This is a genomic window from Paenibacillus sp. AN1007 (assembly GCF_040702995.1).
Classification (GTDB): domain Bacteria; phylum Bacillota; class Bacilli; order Paenibacillales; family Paenibacillaceae; genus Paenibacillus.
Genome location: NZ_CP159992.1, coordinates 112907 through 134853 on the forward strand (window position 1 = coordinate 112907; position 21947 = coordinate 134853).

Consider the following 21947-nt stretch of genomic DNA (forward strand, 5'->3'; position numbering starts at 1 on the left):
ATATGAGAGAGAATACCAACGAGCAGTATGGATTAACGCAAGCCCAGCGCCGCATATGGTTGATGGAAATTATGAATCCGGGGACGTCGATCACGATGCTTTCCGCGACTTACCAGATTACTGGCGAGATCGATACACAGCTTCTAGAACAAGCGGCGGCAGAGATCGTCAAAACCTATGATGCTTTCCGTATTCGCATTGACGGGGATTTACAGAACCCAACGCAGTGGTTTGAAGAGCTGGAGAATGTTCAAGCGAGAATAAGCCATCTTCAAATAGATACAATCGAACAATTTAATACTTGGGTAAAAGAAATAAGCGAAAAGCCCGCCAGTGTGTTCGACGAACACCTTCATCAATTTACAATTATCCATTTTGCTAATGGTCGGGTATGGCTCAATTTGACGATAAATCATATTATTGCCGACGGTTTGTCCGTTACCGCACTGCTGCATGCAGTAATGGAAAAATATCTGGAACTGCGCAAAGGCATCCGCAGCAATTACGATGCCCCTTCCTATCTGGACTATATTTCCGCTGAGCGTGAATATGAACAGTCACAACGTTATCAAAAAGGGAAGGAATACTGGCTGACGAAATACAGTACGCTGCCTGAAACGACCGGTATTAAATCGGTTCCGCCATTCTCAATCGGCAGTGAATCCAATAAACTGTCCATCACTTTGGATGGTTCCCGGTATGAACGTATCCTGGCTTTCAGCGAGCAGTATCAAGTCAGCTTATATACGTTGTTTCTGTCTGCTATGTATGCCTTGTTATACAAGCTGACCGACAGTACCGATATTCCAGTCGGCACCGTTTTCGCCAATCGCACCAGCAGGAAAGAAAAAGAAACGATTGGTATGTTTGTCAGTACTGTGGCTACGCGGGTTCGTCTGAATCCAGACGAGCACATACTTTCCTTGATTCAAACCGTTTCAAAGGAAAATACAGCGGATCTGAGGTATCAAAAATACCCTTATAACCAATTAATTCAAGATTTACGCGAGCAGCATGAGCGCAGTGATCTTTCGGGACTTTTCCGCACTTCTTTGGAATATCTGCCTTTAAAAATCGTAGAGTACGAGGAAATCAAGGTGCGTCTGGAAGCTCATTTTGCCAGGCATGAAGTGGACGATCTGCTGCTGCGCTTTGATCATATGCTTAGTGAAGGCCATGTCATCCTCCACGCTTCGTATCGTACGGGTCTGTTCGAAACAGCCGAAATTGACCGGATTATGGAACAGTATGTAACCGTTCTGGACCAATTTCTTCAGACTCCTGAACTGTTGGTACGTGAGATTACGCTGCTGAGTGATGCGGAGAAACACCGCATTCTTCATACGTTTAACCCATCGGTGAAAGAACCGGGCAGGAGAGAAGCATTTCATTGGTATGTTGAAAAGTTTGCTTTGGAAATTCCGAATCATCCGGCAGTTGTCTATATGGATAAACAGCTGACTTACGGCGAATTGAACGAACGTGCCGATCGGCTGGCCTCTCTCCTTCGCGAACAGGGCGTAGGAAGGGAGACGATTACAGGAATCTGGGCGGAACGTTCGGTAGAACTGCTGATCGGGGTGCTCGCCGTTTGGAAAGCAGGCGGAGCCTATGTTCCGCTCGACCCTGATTATCCGGCGGAACGGATTGAATATATGCTCAGTGACAGCAGGGCATCGGTACTGCTTACGCAGCGTCATCTGTTAGAGCGTGCCGGAGAATGGTTGTTCGATCACCAGCTTAATCTTCAAACGGTTTATGCCATGGACGATGAACAGATTTATAACGGGAATACCCAAGCTTTAGAACTTGAATCTGCCCGAATCAATCCGGAAGATCTGGCTTATGTGATCTACACCTCGGGCACGACGGGACGCCCGAAAGGTGTCATGATTGAGCATGGCAGTCTCGTGAATACGGCGGATGCATACCGCAGAGCGTACCGGTTGGATCAGTTCCCTGTGCGGTTGCTCGCAGCTGGCCAGTTTCTCGTTTGACGTATTCGTTGGAGATATCGCGCGGACGCTTTATAACGGAGGCACAATGGTAATTGTGCCGAAGGATGACCGAATCGATTCGAGCCGCCTGCACAGCTGGATTCGGGACCAAAACATTACAGTATTCGAATCCACGCCTGCGCTCATCCTGCCGTTCATGCAGGATGTATATGAAAACGGGCTTGACGTCAGCTCCTTACAGCTGCTGATCACCAGCTCGGATGCCTGCAGTGTCAACGATTACCGATTGCTGCAGGAAAGATTCGGCGGACATTTCCGCATTATCAACAGTTATGGCGTGACCGAAGCGGCCATCGACAGCAGCTTTTACGACGAGCCGCTGGACAAGCTGCCTTCATCGGGACATGTGCCGATTGGCAAAGCCTGGCTGAATGCCCGCTTTTACATTTTGGATGCCGCGTTAAAGCCGGTTCCTGTAGGGGTTTCTGGCGAGCTTGTCATCGGCGGTGCGGGGGTAGCACGCGGGTATTGGAACCGTCCGGACCTAACCGCCGAGAAGTTTGCGGACAGTCCGTTTGTTCCGGGCGAGCGTCTCTACCGGACAGGGGATATGGCCCGCTGGATGGAAGACGGTAACGTTGACTTCATTGGTCGGATCGACGATCAGGTGAAGATTCGCGGGTTCCGGATTGAACTGGGCGAAATTGAAACGGTCATGCTGCGTTTTCCAGGCGTCAAGCAGGCCGTAGTTATCGATCGTATGGATGAGCAGGGGCAGAAGTATCTATGCGGATACGTGACAGCGGATGCTTCTCTGCAGCTGAGCGATCTTCTGTTCCAATTGAAGCAGGAGCTGCCCGTTCACATGATCCCGGCCCGGCTGATGTCTCTGGATAAACTTCCGCTCACCCCGAACGGCAAAATTGATCGTAAGGCTTTGCCTGAACCGACAGGAGATGCAGCGGCAATCCGTGAGTATGCGGCCCCTCGAACCATGCTGGAAATAAGACTTGCGCTCATTTGGCAGCAGGTGCTGGGTATTGCTCGGGTTGGAGTCCATGACGATTTCTTTGAGCTGGGCGGTCATTCCTTACGCGCCTCCATGCTTGTCTCCAAGATTCGGAAAGAGCTGCAGGTTGAGGTTCCCCTGCGGGATGTTTTTCGCTGCACCACGATCGAACAGCTGGCTCAAAGAATCGGCGGCTTAAGGCAGCAGAAGGTGTATGAAATTACAAAAGCGGCCGAGGCCGAATATTATCCGGTTTCGTCAGAGCAAAAGCGTCTGTACGTCCTGCGTCAGCTGGATGGAAGCGAGCGCAGCTATAATATGTCGGCGGCGCTTCTTCTCAAAGGCAAGCTGGACCGCATGCGTGTACAGCACGCGTTCCAAGCGCTGATTCAGCGCCATGAAACACTGCGTACCGGGATCGAGCAGGTGCAGGGCGAGCTTGTACAGCGCATCTATGACCAAGTGGAGTTTAATGTAGATTATTTTCAGGCGAGCGAGCAGGAACTGAATCAAGTGGTGGAAGCTTATTATCGCCCGTTTGATCTGACCAAGCCCCCACTTCTCCGCATCGGTCTGATCGAAGTCGCCGAGGATCGCCACATACTGCTGTTCGATATGCACCATATCGTCTCGGACGGCATTTCAACAGCGCTCCTCTTCGATGAGTTCAGCCGCCTGTATCGGGGCGAGGAATTGCCCCAGCTGCACATTCAATACAAAGATTATGCTGTTTGGCAGCATTCTGAAGCATACGAGCAGCTGCTCCTGCCGCAGAAGGAATACTGGCTGGAACAGCTGTCGGGCGAGCTGCCGGTTCTGGAGATGCCGACAGATTTCCCGCGCCCTGCAGTGCAAAGCTTTGACGGCCGGACCGTGACGTTTTATATCGGGAAAGAGCGAACGGAGAAGCTGAAAGAACTGGCGTCACGTACAGGTACAACCCTGTACATGGTACTGCTGTCAGCTTACTCCATCCTTGTGCATAAATACTCGGGTCAGGAAGATTTGATCGTAGGAACGCCAATTGCCGGAAGAACACAGGAAGAAGTGCATCCGATCATAGGGATGTTTATCAACACGCTGGTCATTCGCAGCCGTCCAGAGCGTTCCAAACCGTACCTTTCGTATCTGGAAGAAATCAAAGAGATTACGCTCGGGGCCTTTGAACACCAAAATTATCTGTTTGAAGACTTGGTAGAAAGTCTCCAAATTCCGCGAACAGCCGGCCGGAATCCGCTATTTGATACGTTTTTCTCCCTGCAGAATACGGAGAATGAGCAGATTGTCATTGACGGATTGGAGCAGTCCTTTTATCCGCTGGAGAACCGCACATCCAAGTTTGAGCTGCTTCTGGATATTTCGGAGCTGGATGGTCAGCTCGAATGCCGATTGGAGTACGCTACTGCTTTGTTTAAACAAGAAACTGCGGAAAGGTTCGCTGTTCATTATGACAAACTGCTCGAAACCATTGCAGCAGCACCAGAAGGAGATATTGCATCGCTTCAAATGCTGACGGAGGAGGAAATCCATGAGTTGATCTGCGGGTTCAACGATTCGGAGGCAGACTACCCGAGACAGCAGACAATTCACGGCTTGTTCGAAGAACAGGCGGAGCGTTACCCGAACAATGTGGCTGCGGTTATGAATGATCATCAGCTGACCTATCGCGAGTTGAACGAGCGCTCCAACCGCCTTGCCCGGAAACTGCGGGAGACGGGAGTAGAAGCAGACCAATTGGTAGCTATTTTGGCCGATCGTTCGCTTGATATGGTCGTTGGTATTCTGGCGATTCTCAAAGCGGGCGGAGCCTACGTGCCTGTCGATCCCGATTATCCGGCGGAGCGCATCCGCTTCATGATCGAAGATTCAGGCGCGGCATTACTGCTGGTTCAAAAGCAGCTGCACGAGAAGACGGATTATGCCGGAACTCGCCTCGAATTAGACGATTACGTATGGGGAGACGAAGGGATGCAACCAGCCGATTCGCAGGATGGTTCAAACTTGGAGCCCATTTCCGGGCCGGGCAGTCTGGCCTATGTCATCTACACTTCGGGAACAACCGGGAAACCGAAAGGAACGTTGATTGAGCATAGAAATGTCGTGCGCCTTCTGTTCAACGACAAAAATCTGTTCGATTTCGGGCCGGCCGACACATGGACGCTGTTCCACTCGTTCTGCTTCGATTTCTCTGTCTGGGAAATGTACGGGGCGCTGCTGAACGGAGGCAAGCTGGTCATCGTACCACCGCTCACGGCGAAAAACCCGGCTGCGTTCCTGACGCTGCTGGGCCGCGAACAGGTTACGATATTGAACCAGACACCAACGTACTTCTATCAACTGATGCGTGAGGCTTTGGCGGATCATGCATATGACCTTCGGATTCGCAGCGTCATCTTTGGGGGCGAAGCGCTGAGTCCGCTGCTGCTCAAGGGCTTCAAGACGAAGTATCCGAATACGAAGCTGATCAATATGTACGGCATTACCGAGACGACCGTTCACGTGACCTATAAGGAAATTACATGGGTTGAGATTGAGGCGGCGAAGAGCAATATCGGCAAACCGATCCCGACACTGAAAGTGTACGTGCTGGACGAAAACCGCCGTCCTGTGCCGATCGGCGCTGCGGGCGAAATGTACGTGGCCGGGGAAGGACTGGCGAGAGGATACTTGAATCGTCCGGATCTGACAGCGGAGAAGTTCGTTGATTCCCCATTTGCGGAGGGGGAGAAGCTGTACCGCTCAGGCGACCTGGCGGCTTGGCTGCCGGATGGCAGTATCGAATACCTGGGCCGGATCGACCATCAGGTCAAAATTCGGGGCTATCGGATCGAACTGGATGAAATCGAGACACAGCTTCTTAACATCAAGGACGTCGAAGAAGCAGTTGTGCTTGCCCGTCAGGACGGCGGAGGTGAGAAGCTGCTGGTCGCTTACTTTGTGGCGGGCCGTACGCTGACGGTCAGCGAGATGAGAACCGCATTGGCTCAGGGAATGCCGGGTTATATGATCCCGTCATACTTTGTCCAGCTGGAGCGTATGCCGCTGACATCCAACGGCAAAGTCGACCGCAAAGCGCTGCCTGAACCGCAGGGCGAATTACAAACGGGTGTCGAATATATATCGCCGCGCAACCTGACAGAGTCCAGACTAGTGAAAATCTGGGAGGAAGTGCTGGGTTACTCCGGCATTGGAGTTCTGGACAATTTCTTCGAGCTTGGGGGCCACTCCTTGCGGGCAACAAACCTTGTCAGCAGGATTCGGAAGGAAATGAACGTCGAATTTCCGCTGCGCGATGTGTTCCGTTATATGACGGTAGAGTCGATGGCAGCGGCTGTTGCCAGCCTGGAAGAATCGCAGCACAGCTCGATTCCGAAGGCGGAAGAGAAGCTGTACTATCCGGTTTCTTCCGCACAAAAAAGACTATACGTTCTGCACCAGCTGGACAGCGCTGAGCTGAATTATAATCTTCCAAGTGCTCTGCTGTTGGAAGGGGCTGTAAATGAGGCGAAAGTGGAGAAGGCGCTAACCGCCTTGATTACCCGGCACGATATGCTGCGTACCGGTTTTGAAATTGTAGATGGGGAGCCAATGCAGCGTGTTTATCCATATGTACCTTTCAAGGTCGAGAAGTTTCAAGCAGATGAAGAACAGATTGCAAGCATTCTTGAAGGTTTCATTCAGCCTTTTGATTTGACTCGGCCGCCTCTGCTGCGTGCCCTGCTGATCGGACTGGAAACAGATCAATTCCTGCTCGCACTGGATATTCATCATATTGCTTCGGATGGTCTTTCCATGGATGTGCTTCTGCGCGAGTTCGTACGGCTTTACAATGGGGATGAATTACCGGAACTGCGGATTCAATACAAGGATTACGCCGTTTGGCAGCAATCCGAGGAGCAGCGTCAGCGCATTAAAAATCAGGAGGAGTACTGGCGCAAAGTATTTGGCGCGGAGCTTCCAGTTCTCGAACTGCCTCTCGATTTCTCCCGCCCGGCCGTACAGCAGTTTGACGGTCAAACACTCACATTCACGCTGGATGCGGAGAAAAGTGAAGCTCTCAAACGGCTTGCCGGGGATGCAGGGGCAACGCTGTATATGCTGCTGCTGGCTGCATACTCCGTACTGCTTCATAAATATACGGGACAGGAAGATATCGTAATCGGTACGCCGATTGCTGCGCGTTCTCATGCCGATCTGCAGCCGATTATCGGTATGTTCGTGAATACGCTTGCTCTTCGCTTAGGCCCGGCAGCGGAGAGAACATTCCGGGATTACCTGCAGGAAGTGAAAGAAACGACGCTTGGAGCCTACGAGCACCAAGACTATCCATTTGAGGAACTGGTGGAGTCGCTTCAGGTGAGCCGGGATTTAAGTCGAAACCCGCTGTTTGACACTATGTTTTCTTTGCAAAAGCACGAAAGCCTGGATTTAACTTTGGAAGACCTGAAGTGGTCGCTGTTTGACATTGAAGAAAAGACAGCAAAGTTTGATCTCAGCTTAGATATTGTGGAATGGGGTAACGAACTGGTTTGCAAAATGGAGTATGCGACCTCGTTATTTAGACATGAAACGATGGTACGGCTGGCAGGGCATTATGAGCAGCTTTTAACCTCGATTCTGACTCAACCAGGTGCGCAGATTTCAGATTTGGATATGCTGACGGACAGCGAAAATCATGATTTGCTGGTTGGGTTTGACGTGTCGTCCTCGAAGCCTGCAGTACAGTCCGCCGCAGAGGGGACAGCTTTGGAAACGGATGAATCGTGGAGAGAGAAAACGTTCCACGAGCTGTTCGAGGAACAGGCGGAACGCAATCCGGGAGCGCTGGCGGTTGTCTACGAAGACAGCAAGCTGACGTACGCGGAGCTGAACGCCAAAGCGAATCATCTGGCATATGCACTGCGCTCCCGCGGCGTCAAACCCGAGCAGGTGGTTGGCATTTTGGCTGACCGTTCGGCAGAGCTGTTGATCGGGGTGCTCGCTGTATGGAAGGCCGGCGGTGCTTATGTGCCTCTCGACCCGGACTATCCAGCGGAACGAATCGAGTATATGCTCACGGACAGTGGAGCGTCAGTGCTTCTCACGCAGACTCATCTGCTGCAGCAGACGGAAGGTTGGTGCAGCGGCGGGGCTCCAGTGCTGCAAACGGTGCTTGCAATCGATGACACTACGACGTACAGCCTTGGAGCCAAAGAAACTGCTGCTGCCGTAGAAGCCGAGCAGGACAGATGGACGGTGGATCTCGCATTGAATCCGGCGAAGGTGAACAAGCCCGGCGATTTGGCGTATGTCATCTACACCTCCGGTACTACCGGCCGACCTAAAGGTGTAGCCGTGGAACACGGCAGCTTGGTGAACACGGCAGCGGGCTACCAAAGGCATTATCGCCTCGATCAGTTCCCGGTCCGGCTGCTGCAGCTGGCCAGCTTCTCATTTGATGTGTTTGTTGGAGACATTGCGCGCACGCTGTACAACGGCGGTACCATGGTCATCGTGCCGAAGGATGATCGGATAGACCCAACTCGCCTCTACGGCTGGATTCACGAATATGCTGTGACCGTGTTCGAGTCGACTCCGGCGCTGATCATTCCATTCATGGAGCATGTACATGCCGAAGGTATGGAACTCAGCTCCATGCAGCTGCTGATCACAAGCTCCGATGCCTGCAGCGTGACGGATTACCGTACGCTGCAGGAGCGTTTCGGTTCGAAGTTCCGTATTATTAACAGCTACGGTGTAACGGAAGCGGCAATCGACTCCAGCTTCTATGACGAGCCGCTGGAGAAACTGCCGAAGACAGGTAGTGTACCGATTGGAAAAGCATGGCTGAACGCCAAGTTTTATATCGTAGATGCAAATCTGAAGCCTGTTCCGATCGGGGTACTCGGTGAGCTGGTTATCGGCGGGGCGGGTGTGGCCCGCGGTTACTTGAACAGGCCGGATTTGACGGAGGAGAAATTCGTAGACAGTCCATTCGCCACCGGAGAGCGGTTGTACCGAACGGGCGACTTGGCACGCTGGATGCCGGACGGCAATGTTGATTTCATCGGCCGGATCGACAACCAGGTGAAAATTCGCGGTTATCGAATCGAGCTTGGTGAGATTGAAGCGGCCATGAAAAATGCTGATGGTGTACGTCAGACGCTTGTCATCGACCGTACAGACGAGCGGGGGCAGAAATATTTGTGCGGATATGTCGCAGCAGATTCCAGCTTTGATCTGGAAGGACTGGCGAACCATTTGGACACTGTGCTGCCTTCCCATATGGTACCTTCGCGCATCATGCGCCTGGATCAAATGCCGCTTACACCGAACGGAAAGATTGACCGCAAAGCGCTGCCTGTGCCCGAAGGAAATATTCGTACACAGACTGCATATACGGCACCGCGTACACCTGCCGAGCAGGCACTTGCGTCGGTCTGGCAGTCAGTGTTGGGTGTGGATCAGGTGAGCATAACAGACAATTTCTTCGCGCTCGGCGGCGATTCAATCAAGGCCCTGCAGGTATCGTTCCGTCTTTTGCAAGCGGGGTACAAGTTAGTCATGAAAGATTTGTTCCATTACCCGACAATCTCTGCCCTCGGTTTGCAGCTGCAAAAAGCGGACAGAACGGCAAGCCAGCTTGAAGTGATGGGAAAGGTTACTTTGACCCCGATTCAGCGCTGGTTCTTTGAACAAAACCCGGCCGATGCGCACCACAGCAATCAGGCGTTCATGCAGTTTTCCGTGTATGGTTTTGACGAAGAAGCCTTGTGCAAGGCGATGCATCAGCTGGTCGTGCATCACGATGCTCTTCGCATGGTTTACCGCCAAACCGAGAACGGTTATGCCGCCTGGAACCGGGCTGCCGGGGATAGCGAAGCATTGTTCGATCTGGAAGTCGTTGATCTCAAAGGAACCTCCGATGTGAAAGAAGCGGTAGAGGCCAAGGCAAATGACATTCAGGCAGGTATCGATCTGGAAAACGGTCCGCTGGTGAAGCTTGGTTTGTTCCACTGTGACGATGGCGATCACCTGCTCATCGTGATCCATCACTTGGTCGTAGACGGTGTATCCTGGCGTATTCTACTCGAGGATTTTGCCACAGGTTATGAGCAGGCACTGCAGGGGCAGCCGATCCGTCTGCCGCTCAAAACGGATTCTTTCCAAACGTGGGCAAATCAGCTCGCTGATTATGCGAACGGTCCAGCAATGGAAAGCGAGAGAGAGTACTGGCAGCGTATCGAGCAGGCAATCTATGAGCCGCTTCCGAAAGATTTTGCACAATCCAAATCCAAGCTGAAGGACAGTGCGCTCGTGACGGTTCGCTGGACAGCGGAGGAAACCGAGCAGCTGCTGAAGAACGCACACCATGCTTATCGAACGGAAATGAACGATCTGCTGCTTACCGCGCTGGGTCTTGCAATCCAAACTTGGAGTGGTCTGAAACGCGTGCTGGTAAATCTCGAAGGTCACGGCCGGGAAGAACTTCTTCCGAATGTGGACATTACACGTACGGTAGGCTGGTTTACGAGCCAGTTCCCTGTTGTTCTGGAACCAGGTTCTGCCAAGGCGCTTGGTTATCAGGTGAAACAGGTGAAAGAAAACTTGCGCCGCATTCCGAACAAAGGAATCGGTTACGGTCTGCTGCGTTATTTGGCGGAGGGGCGTGACGGCGAGAGCTATGCTCTGGAACCGGAGATCAGTTTTAACTACCTGGGTCAGTTTGACCAGGATTACGAAAGCAGCCGCTCGCAGCCGTCCCCATTCAGCCCGGGCTCCGATTCCAGCCCGAATGCAGTAATGGATTTTGCACTCGATATCAATGGTATGGTGTCGGAAGGAACTTTGGAACTAACGATTCGTTATGGAGAAACCCAGTATAAACGGGAAACGGTAGAACACTTGGGCAGCCTGCTTCAATCGAGCCTGCGTGATGTGATCAATCACTGCATATCGAAAGAGCAGCCGGAGCTTACACCTAGCGACGTACTGCTTCAGGATGTGACGTTGGAAGAACTGGATCAGCTGACCAAACATACGGCAGCACTCGGTGAACTTGAAAATGTATACACCCTGACTCCGCTGCAAAAAGGAATGCTGTTCCACAGTTTGCTGGATGCCGATTCGGAAGCTTACTTCGAACAGGTGACCTTCGATCTGTATGGAAGCTTGAACATCGAAGCCTTCACCCAAGGGTTGGATACGCTGGTGCAGCGGAATGAAGCGCTGCGGACCAACTTTATTACCGGCTGGAGAGACGAGCCGATTCAAGTGGTATTCCGCGAGCGGAAGTGTGAAGTGTACTATGAAGATATTCGCTCCGTAAGTGATGAAAATCCGGAGGAGACCCTGGCGAATTTCGTTAACGCGGATAAAGCGAACAAGTTCGATTTGACCAAAGGATCTCTTATGCGTGTGACTGTTTTGCGCACGGGCGACGAGTCTTACCATGTGATCTGGAGTCACCATCACATTTTGATGGACGGCTGGTGCATGTCCTTCATGATCAAGGAAGTGTTCGACACCTACTTCGCGTTCCAGGAAAAGCGGATGCTGGAGCTTCCTCCGGTTACCCCGTACTCCCGGTATATTGAATGGCTGGAAGCTCAAGATGCCGCGAGTGCTTCGGATTACTGGTCCGGGTATTTAGCGGGTTACGAGCAGCAGACGAAGCTGCCTCAGGAGAGAACGCAGCTGAAACAGAGTGCTTTTGAAGCGGCTGAAATGAATGTGGAACTCGGTAAGGAACTGACCGGACAGATTGAACGGGTGGCACGTCAGCAGCAGGTGACACTTAATACATTCATGCAGACCGTATGGGGACTTGTTCTGCAGGTGTACAACAGCAGCGAGGATGTCGTATTCGGCTCCGTTGTATCTGGGCGTCCGGCTGAAATTCCGGGCATCGAAAGCATGATCGGCCTGTTTATTAATACGATCCCGGTCCGTATTCAAGGCGGAGCGGACGAGACGGCAGCCGACATCTTGCGGAAAACTCAGGATCAAGCACTCGCATCGGGAGCTTACGAAACATTCCCACTGTACGAAATTCAGTCGCTAAGTGAGCAGAAACGTGACTTGATCAACCATATCATGGTCTTTGAAAATTATCCGATGGAAGAACAGATTGAGCAGGTCGTAGGTGGAGAGAAGGAAGCGCTGAAAATTGCAAATATTCAGTCACCAGAGCAAACGAACTATGACTTGGACATTACCGTCATTCCGGAAGAGCATATTTTGCTCCGGTTTACGTACAATGCCTTGACGTACAGAGAGGAAGACATCCGGCAGATCTACGGTCATTTTGTCCGTGCACTGGAGCAGGTTGCGGCCAATCCGAATATCTGTGTGAAACAGTTGGAGCTTCTGACCGGGGCAGAGAAAGAACAAATTCTGGGCGGGTTTAACCCGTCTCAGCCGGAAGCGGCTCCTGCGGCTGCATTCCATCGGCTGTTTGAAGAACAGGCGAAGCGCACACCGGAAGCGACGGCTGTTGTGTATGAGAATGACCGAATGACCTATGCAGCGCTGAATGAACGGACGAACCGTTTGGCGAGTACGCTGCGTGCAGGCGGCATTGGCCGGGAGTCCATCGTTGGCATTCTTGCCGAGCGTTCGGTGGACCTGCTGGTGGCTGTGCTGGGGGTGTGGAAGGCAGGCGGGGCCTATGTGCCGCTTGACCCGGATTATCCGGCAGACCGCGTGCGGTTCATGCTCGAAGACAGCGGAGCGAAAGTGCTGCTGACACAAACGGCACTGCGAGAGCGTGCCGAAGCGTGGCTGGGCGAAGAGGAACTGGCCTTGGCAGCGGTGCTGTATCTCGACGACGAAGCATCGTACAGCGATGAACGGACAAATGCACCGATCGGCGGTGTCCAAGGTTCGAACATGGTTTCCAGCTTGGACTCCGCTGTGGTCTCTGGCAAGCTGACAGGAGCTGTGAACGACGGTGAGGAGAGACGTCATCCGAATGCTGCTGACATGGGTGATTTCCATGAAGCCCGTCCCGAAGATCTGGCGTATGTGATTTACACGTCGGGAACGACGGGCAGGCCGAAAGGGGTCATGATCGAGCACCGCAGTCTGGTCAACACCGCAGCAGGCTACCGGCGGGAATACCGGTTAGATCAGTTCCCGGTGCGGCTGCTGCAGCTGGCCAGCTTCTCGTTTGACGTGTTCGTGGGCGATATCGCGCGCACGCTGTACAACGGAGGCACGATGGTGATTGTACCGAAGGACGACCGCATCGATCCGTCTCGGCTGCATGGCTGGATCGAGCGGGAGAGAATTACCATCTTTGAATCCACACCGGCGCTGATCGTACCGTTTATGGAATACGTGTACGAGCAGGGGCTGGATATCAGCGGAATGGAGCTGCTGATTACGAGCTCGGACAGCTGCAGTGTGGCGGATTACCGGACGCTGCAGGAACGCTTCGGCTCATCGCTTCGCATCATCAACGCCTACGGTGTGACGGAAGCGGCCATTGATTCGAGCTTCTACGATGAGCCGCTGACGAAGCTGCCGCAGACAGGCAGCGTTCCGATTGGCAGAGCGTGGCTGAACGCGAAGTTCTACATTGTGGATGCCCATCTGAATCCGGTGCCGATCGGGGTGCTGGGCGAGTTAGTCATCGGCGGAGTTGGGGTCTCGCGCGGGTACTTGAATCGTCCGGAACTGACGGAAGAAAAGTTTGTGGACAGCCCGTTTGCCGAGGGTGAACGGCTGTACCGCACGGGAGACTTGGCGCGGTGGATGGAAGACGGAAATGTGGACTTCATCGGCCGGATTGACCACCAGGCCAAAATCCGGGGATACCGGATTGAAACGGGTGAAGTCGAGGCGCAGCTGCTGCAGGTGGAGGGCGTACGCGAAGCGGTCGTCGTTATCCGGGAAGATCAAGTCGGTCAGAAAGCTTTGTGCGCTTATTACACAGCAGCAGAAGGCGTGAAGGAAGCGGATCTTAAGCGGGCGATGGCCAGTGAGCTGCCGGGGTACATGATCCCATCATATTTCGTGGAGCTGGAGCAGCTGCCTCTGACGCCAAACGGAAAGATTGACCGTAAGGCACTGCCAGCACCAGAGGCGGGAACAGGCGCAGGACGCGAATACGTGGCGCCGCGGACCGAACTAGAGGCGAAGCTGGCTGCCATTTGGCGGGATGTGCTTGTTCGGGAGCAGGCGGTAGGCGTAACGGACAACTTCTTCGACCTCGGCGGACACTCGCTGCGGGCGACGACGCTTGTCAGCAAGATGCATAAGGAATTGGGCGCAGCATTCCCGCTTCGCGACGTATTCCGATGCTCTACGGTTGAGGAAATGGCCGCGGCTGTAGAACGGCTGGAGACGGGCTTGTTCACCGCAATTCCTACGGCAGAGGTTAGCGAGTATTATCCACTCTCTTCCGCTCAGAAACGTCTTTATATTTTGAATCAATTGGAAGGAGGCGAGCTGAGCTACAACATACCAGGAGCTGTCATGCTTGAAGGAAAACTCGATCGCCAGAGATTTGAAAAAGCGTTCGGCAGTCTCACAGCTCGTCATGAAACGCTGCGTACCGGTTTTGAGATGGTAAACGGGGAAGTGGTGCAGCGGATTTACGAAGAAGCTATCTTTCAAGTGGAATATGTTGAAATCAACGAGGATCAGGCAGAAGAAACGGTGCGCCAATTCGTTCGTGCGTTTGATCTGGCAAAGCCTCCGCTGCTGCGAGTAGGTCTTGCCGAACTGGCGCCTGATCGGCACATTTTGATGTTTGATACGCATCATATCGTATCTGATGGTGTTTCAATCGATGTACTGATTGAAGAGTTTGTCCGCTTGTACAGCGGGGAAACTTTGGAACCGCTCCGCATTCAGTACAAAGATTATGCAGTATGGCAGCAATCGGACGAGCAGAAAATGCAGCTTGCCAAACAGGAAACCTACTGGCTCGACATGTTCCAAGGGGAGCTGCCGGTTTTGGAATTGCCGACGGACTATCCGCGCCCAGCGATGCAGAGCTACGAGGGCCGCACGCTGAAGCTGTTCATGAACAGAGAGAAAAGTGAAGGTCTGAAGCGGCTTGCAGCAGAGAACGGCGCAACCCTTTACATGGTTTTGCTTGCGGGTTATACCATATTACTGCATAAGTATACAGGTCAGGAAGATGTGGTGGTCGGAACGCCGATTGCAGGAAGGAATCACAGCGATCTTCAGCCGCTGATCGGCATGTTCGTTAATACTTTGGCGATCCGCAGTTATCCTGCTGCTGATAAGTCATTCCTTGACTACTTGAGGGAAATCAAGGAGACGACTCTGGGAGCTTTTGAACATCAGAATTACCCGTTTGAGGAATTGGTGGATAAAGTAAACACAGCTCGCGATTTACGCCGCAATCCGCTGTTTGATACGATGTTTGCTGTGCAGAATACAGAGAATTTGGAGATTCAGCTTCCCGGACTCCATCTGTCGACATATGACAGTGAAGAGATTGTTTCCAAATTCGATGTCAGCCTGGACGTCACGGAGATTGAGGAAGGCTTGGAATATCTGTTTGAGTATGCCACAGCTCTTTATAAAACGGAAACAGTGGCCAAATTGGCTGCGCATTACCTGCAGCTGCTTGACTCTATTCTTCTTAACCCGTCGGCAGCTATATCCGAACTGGGCCTTTTGACAACGATGGAAAAAGACCAAATTCTGTGCGCATTCAATCCGGCACAGCCGGAAGCGGCTCCTGCGGCTGCATTCCATCGGCTGTTCGAGGAACAGGCGAAGCGCACACCGGAAGCGACGGCTGTTGTGTATGAGAATGACCGAATGACCTATGCCGTGCTGAACGAGCGGGCAAATCGTTTGGCGAGTACGCTGCGTGCAGGCGGCATTGGCCGGGAGTCCATCGTTGGCATCCTTGCCGAGCGTTCGGTGGACCTGCTGGTGGCTGTGCTGGGGGTGTGGAAGGCAGGCGGGGCCTATGTGCCGCTTGACCCGGATTATCCGGCAGACCGCGTGCGGTTCATGCTCGAAGACAGCAGAGCGAAGCTGCTCCTAACACAAACGGCACTGCGAGAGCGTGCCGAAGCGTGGCTGGGCGAAGAGGAACTGGCCTTGGCAGCGGTGCTGTATCTCGACGACGAAGCATCGTACAGCGATGAACGGACAAATGCACCGATCGGCGGTGTCCAAGGTTCGAACATGGTTTCCAGCTTGGACTCCGCTGTGGTCTCTGGCAAGCTGACAGGAGCTGTGAACGACGGTGAGGATAGACGTCATCCGAATGCTGCTGACCCGGGTGATTTCCATGAAGCCCGTCCCGAAGATCTGGCGTATGTGATCTACACGTCGGGAACGACGGGCAGGCCGAAAGGGGTCATGATCGAGCACCGCAGCCTGGTCAACACCGCAGCAGGCTACCGGCGGGAATACCGGTTAGATCAATTCCCGGTGCGGCTGCTGCAGCTGGCCAGCTTCTCATTTGACGTGTTCGTGGGTGATATCGCGCGCACGCTGTACAACGGAGGCACGATGGTGATTGTGCCGAAGGACGACCGCATCGATCCGTCTCGTCTGCATGACTGGATGGAGCGGGAGAGAATTACCATCTTTGAATCCACACCGGCGCTGATCGTACCGTTTATGGAATACGTGTACGAGCAGGGGCTGGATATCAGCGGAATGGAGCTGCTCATCACAAGCTCGGACAGCTGCAGTGTGGCGGATTACCGAACGCTGCAGGAACGCTTCGGTTCATCGCTTCGCATCATCAACGCCTACGGTGTGACGGAAGCGGCCATTGATTCGAGCTTCTACGATGAGCCGCTGACGAAGCTGCCGCAGACAGGCAGCGTTCCGATTGGCAGAGCGTGGCTGAACGCGAAGTTCTACATTGTGGATGCCCATCTGAATCCGGTGCCGATCGGGGTGCTGGGCGAGTTAGTCATCGGCGGAGTTGGGGTCTCGCGCGGGTACTTGAATCGTCCAGAACTGACGGAAGAAAAGTTTGTGGACAGCCCGTTTGCCGAGGGTGAACGGCTGTACCGCACGGGAGACTTGGCGCGGTGGATGGAAGACGGAAATGTGGACTTCATCGGCCGGATTGACCACCAGGCCAAAATCCGGGGATACCGGATTGAAACGGGTGAAGTCGAGTCGCAGCTGCTGCAGGTGGAGGGCGTACGCGAAGCGGTGGTGCTGGTTCGAAATGATGCGAACGGGCAGAAGGCGCTGTGTGCGTATTATGCACCGGATACCGGAGCAGCGCTGGCGGTGAATGAGCTGCGCAGCACGCTGGCACAGGAGCTGCCGGGCTACATGATCCCGTCCTACTTCGTGGAGCTGGCGCAGCTGCCTCTGACGCCGAACGGCAAAATCGACCGGAAGGCACTGCCGGCACCAGAGGCCGGAGTAGGCATAGGCAGCGAATATACTGCACCGCGCAGCAGGCTGGAGGCGAAACTGGTTACCATTTGGCAGGACGTACTCGGGCCAGTCAAGATTGGCGTGACGGACAACTTCTTCGACCTTGGCGGGCACTCTCTGAAGGCAACGATGCTCGTCAGCAAAGTGCACAAAGAACTGAGCGTGGACCTGCCGCTCCGCGATGTGTTCAGACACTCGACCATAGAAACGATGGCTGAAGCGATCAGCCAATTAGAATATCAGGAATATCTCTCGATTCCAGTCCTGGATCAGAGGCATCATTATCCGCTTTCCTCCGTGCAGAAAAGGCTGTACATTCAGCAGCAGATGGAAGGTGCCGAGCTTAGTTACAACATGTCCGGCATGACCGTTCTTGTCGGACGCTTGGAACGGAATCAATTCGAGTTGGCGCTCAATGAATTAATCGCTCGACACGAAATTTTGCGAACAGGGTTCGAAATGGTCGACGGAGAACCGGTACAGCGGATTTATTCGGACTTGAAATTTGCTATCGAGTACACGAAAGCAGCGGAAAGCGAAACAAAGAGCATTGCAGACAGTTTTGTGCGTGTCTTTGATCTGGAACGGCCGCCGCTGCTGCGTGTCGGCTTAGTCGAGTGGGAAGCGGAACGGCATCTGCTCATGCTGGACATTCACCATATCATCACAGATGGCATGTCCATGGGCATCTTCGTTGAAGAACTGCTCCGCCTTTATAACGGCGAGACGTTGGAACCGCTCCGGATTCAATACAAGGAATTTGCTGCTTGGCAGCAGTCTGAACCTGTGAAAGAACAGCTGAAACGTCAGGAAGCTTACTGGCTGAACGTGCTGGAAGGTGAACTGCCAACACTTGAACTGCCTACGGATTTTGTCAGACCTGCTGTTCGCAGTTTTGAAGGAGATGTGCTGCCCTTCAACATTGACAAGCAAATGACCGACAGCCTGCAGTCCATTGCAGATGAGCACGGTGTCACCCTGTATATGGTGTTATCGGCTGCTTATTCGATCCTGCTCAGCAAATACTCGGGACAAGAAGACTTCATAATAGGAACGCCAGTGTCGGGCCGCACACATGCCGAACTGGAGCCGCTCATCGGGATGTTTGTCAACACGCTGGCGATCCGCCACTATCCGTCCGGAGAGAAAACGTTCATCACTTACTTGAATGAGGTCAAAGAAACCATGCTGGGGGCCTACGACAACCAGGACTATCCGTTCGAAGAGCTTGTGAAAAAGCTGCAGGTGCCGCGAGATCAAAGCCGTAACCCTGTATTTGATGTTATGTTTGCTGTGGAAACGAAGGAAGATAACGTGCAAAACTTCGGGGAGATCCAGATCGAGTCTTACCCTGAAACACATACGGTTTCCCAATTTGATCTTACTTTGGTTATTTCGATGCTGGATGAAGGAATGAATGGGCAGTTTGAATATGCCACCAAGCTGTTTACGCGTAATCTGATCGACAATTTCGCTCAGGATCTGCTCATGATTATCAACCAGATTTGCGAACAGCCTTCTGTGCTGTTGAAAGATATTTCCCTGAACGGGCAATCCGAACAGGAACAAGATGAGCTGGAAGCCATTGATATTATTTTCTAATCTCTTACCCGGTTTGGGTGTATGCCGTGCTTCTCGCGGTCGCATCCTGCCGGGTGTTTTTATGGTGATCTGTGGTGGAGTTGGACTTTTTATTGTTATTTTAATTAACTTTTTACAAAAAAATGATTACTATAAGAGAGAAGATAAAATTTAATGTTGTAATAAGGAGAAGATATGAGTAAAACACTGGATATAAAAAGTTACCGTAAACTTATTGATGTGTCTCTTGAATTAAGTCCAAACATCAATTTAATCTCTGGTACGAATGGAACTTGTAAAAGTTCTATTTTGTATTTGCTTTCTAATTCGTATCAACAAAAGGTTTCTACTAATGCTTACGGTAATATGAAAAATTGCATTAATACTATAAATAATATTAACAACATCATGAATCCAAAAATAGAAACATTGAGTCGTGGAGATAAAGTGTCAAATGATCCGACAAACGGAAGAAAAGGGACAATTTTAGAAGTTACATATTTTGACAATAAAAAACTTGAATTTAGAAAACATAATTCTCCGAAGAATTCAAGATATTCAATAAAACCTAAGTATAGACCTGGAAAAAACGAGTCACTTCCAGAAATGCCTGTTATTTATTTAGGTTTATCACGCCTAATGTCATTTGGTGAGTATCAAGAATTACAATTAGAAAAAATCAATGATAAATTAAGTAAAAGTTTGCAGCTGGATGTTCAAATACTCGCAAAAATAAAATCAATTTTAAAAAAAGAATTGAAAGATAGCTACATCACTCAGATTAAGAGCTCTCTTCCTGACGATTATATTGCTAAAATAAATAAACTATATTCATCATTCACAAATATAGAGGTAATCCATGAATCTTATAGCAATATTGGTTTGAAGAAAAGAGCGGAGTTTGTGACCAGTTTAAATGGTATTGATTCAAACACTATTTCCGCTGGAGAAGATAATCTATACATTATAATTACAGCACTTGTTTCTCTTAAATATTACTATGATGAACTCCAAAAAGAAGTAGGCATAGAAAACTACCAAAACATAAGTAGTATACTATTAATAGATGAAATTGATGCTACTTTACATCCTTCTTACCAATTGAAGTTGTATGACTTACTAAAACAATTCTCAGAGGATTATTCAATTCAGATAGTGTTTACAACACACAGTTTTTCGCTTATTGAACATGCAATTAATAAAAAAGCTAACGTTCTTTATCTTCTCAATGAACAGAATAAAGTCAGTATCTTTGAAGAGATAGATATGTTTACAATAAGAATGTATCTTGAACAAATAACATCTCTTGAATTACAACAAAATAGTAAAATTCCCGTATTTACAGAAGATGAAGAGGCTAGAGATCTTCTCGAAAATATTTTTATGCTCTTGGGGGATTGGGATCCCGAATTTAATAAAGTTAAAGGAAGGTTTCATTTTGTCAATTCAAATGTTGGTTCTAGTAATTTAGAAAGTATTTTCAAAGATAAAATACTAACTAATAATATTATAAAAGCTATATGTATATTAGATGGGGATGCTCGAAATCAATTAGAACATAATATTATTACTTTGCCAGGTAAAGTGAATCCTGAAAAACTAATTTTTGATTATTTGAGCCTACTTATAGATAATCAAGAATATAGCGAGTTTTGGAGTTTTAAAGAAGCACATGTAAGAGAAGGATACTCATATGATAAAGCTAGAGAAATAAGAGGAGAGATAATGAGTATAGAAGATCACTTAGAATCTCTTCCTTCGACAAAGGGAATACGCAGGGAAAAATATAAGAAATTATATCGTAAGTATAAATTCTTTTTTTCTATTGTATTCGTAAAGTGGTTAAAAGATAAAGAAAATCAAGCTGAAGTTCAGTGCTTTTATAATAACTTGTTTACTATGTTTAATAAGACCAGAGTCGCTTACAGCATTCCGTCTTCAGAGTGGAGAAAAAAAATAAACTTATTTGAGAGTGTTGAGCATGCCAATAACTGATAGTCCATTAAGATATCCCGGAGGAAAGTCACAATTAGCAGGATTTGTTAGAAATTTAATGTATTTGAATAATTTATCAAAAATCACTTATATTGAACCGTTTTCAGGAGGGTCGGGAATCTCAATAAATTTACTACTTAAGGAAGTTGTTGATCGAATTTTTATAAATGATTTTGATCCTTCGATTCATGCTTTTTGGTATTCAATTCTACACAAAAATGATGAATTCGTACAAAAAATAATTGATACGCCAATAACTATTGAGTGTTGGCTTGATCAGAAAAAGATTTATGAACAAAATAGAAATGATCCATATTCCTTGTCTAATGGATTTGCTACATTCTATCTTAACAGAACAAACAGAAGTGGAATTATATCAGGTGGTGTAATTGGTGGCCTAAAACAAGAAGGGAAGTATAAAATAGATTGTAGATTTAATAAACAATCATTGATTAACAAAGTGAGAAGAATTGGAGAAAAGAGGTCAAAAATAAATCTGTTTAATTTAGATGCTAAAGTTATGGTAACTGAAATCATTAGTAGTTTAGTACCTAAAAATTCTTTTATATTTTTTGATCCTCCATATTATGTTCAGGGGAAAAATTTGTACCAAAATTCATTTGAGCACGAAGATCACATCTCTCTAAGAGATTCTATTTTAAATTTAAAAGAATATTACTGGATAACAACTTATGATCATCAAGAACCTTTAATCAATCTATATTCTAGCGTTCCTAAATATCAATACTATTTAACCTACTCAGCACAAACTAAAAGAAGAGAGAAAGAGTTGTTATTCTGTAGTGAAAAAACTAAGATTGAATCTTTTGAGAGAGTACTAGTTGAACAATTGAATTAATAGTTAAGAAGGATTTAGGTATAAAATAATCCTACTATTTTTGCGCCTAAAGTCTATAGTAGGATTATTATAATACTCAGGTGGATCACTCATAAAAGCTTACGAGCTGAGTAAATCAGCACTAATGAAGTTTGGAGTAAACTGGCTCATAAAAAAGGATTGT

4 protein-coding genes are annotated in these 21947 nt (G+C 49.8%); all 4 read left to right on the forward strand.

Translation table 11 applies throughout. The features are described from left to right. The first annotated feature begins 2 nt into the window (after positions 1-2). The 4 genes from ABXS70_RS00565 to ABXS70_RS00580 all read left to right on the forward strand — a co-directional run bounded on the left by ABXS70_RS00565 (position 3) and on the right by ABXS70_RS00580 (position 21784). Positions 3-1997 (forward strand): condensation domain-containing protein, encoded by a 1995-nt coding sequence (locus ABXS70_RS00565; RefSeq protein WP_366293176.1) that lies wholly within the window; start codon positions 3-5, stop codon positions 1995-1997. Continuing rightward, positions 1924-18951, forward strand: coding sequence for a non-ribosomal peptide synthase/polyketide synthase (locus ABXS70_RS00570; RefSeq protein ID WP_366293179.1), 17028 nt, complete (start codon positions 1924-1926; stop codon positions 18949-18951). The genes ABXS70_RS00565 and ABXS70_RS00570 overlap by 74 nt, the downstream gene beginning before the upstream one ends. A gap of 174 nt (positions 18952-19125) precedes the next feature. Continuing rightward, a complete protein-coding gene (locus ABXS70_RS00575; protein ID WP_342552936.1) occupies positions 19126-20925 on the forward strand; it encodes an AAA family ATPase in 1800 nt (599 codons plus the stop codon). Beyond that, positions 20912-21784 carry a DNA adenine methylase gene (locus ABXS70_RS00580; protein WP_342552935.1) on the forward strand — a complete coding sequence of 291 codons (873 nt, stop codon included), beginning with the start codon at positions 20912-20914 and terminating at the stop codon, positions 21782-21784. Before ABXS70_RS00575 ends, ABXS70_RS00580 begins: the two co-directional genes overlap by 14 nt. The last annotated feature ends 163 nt before the right edge of the window (positions 21785-21947 follow it).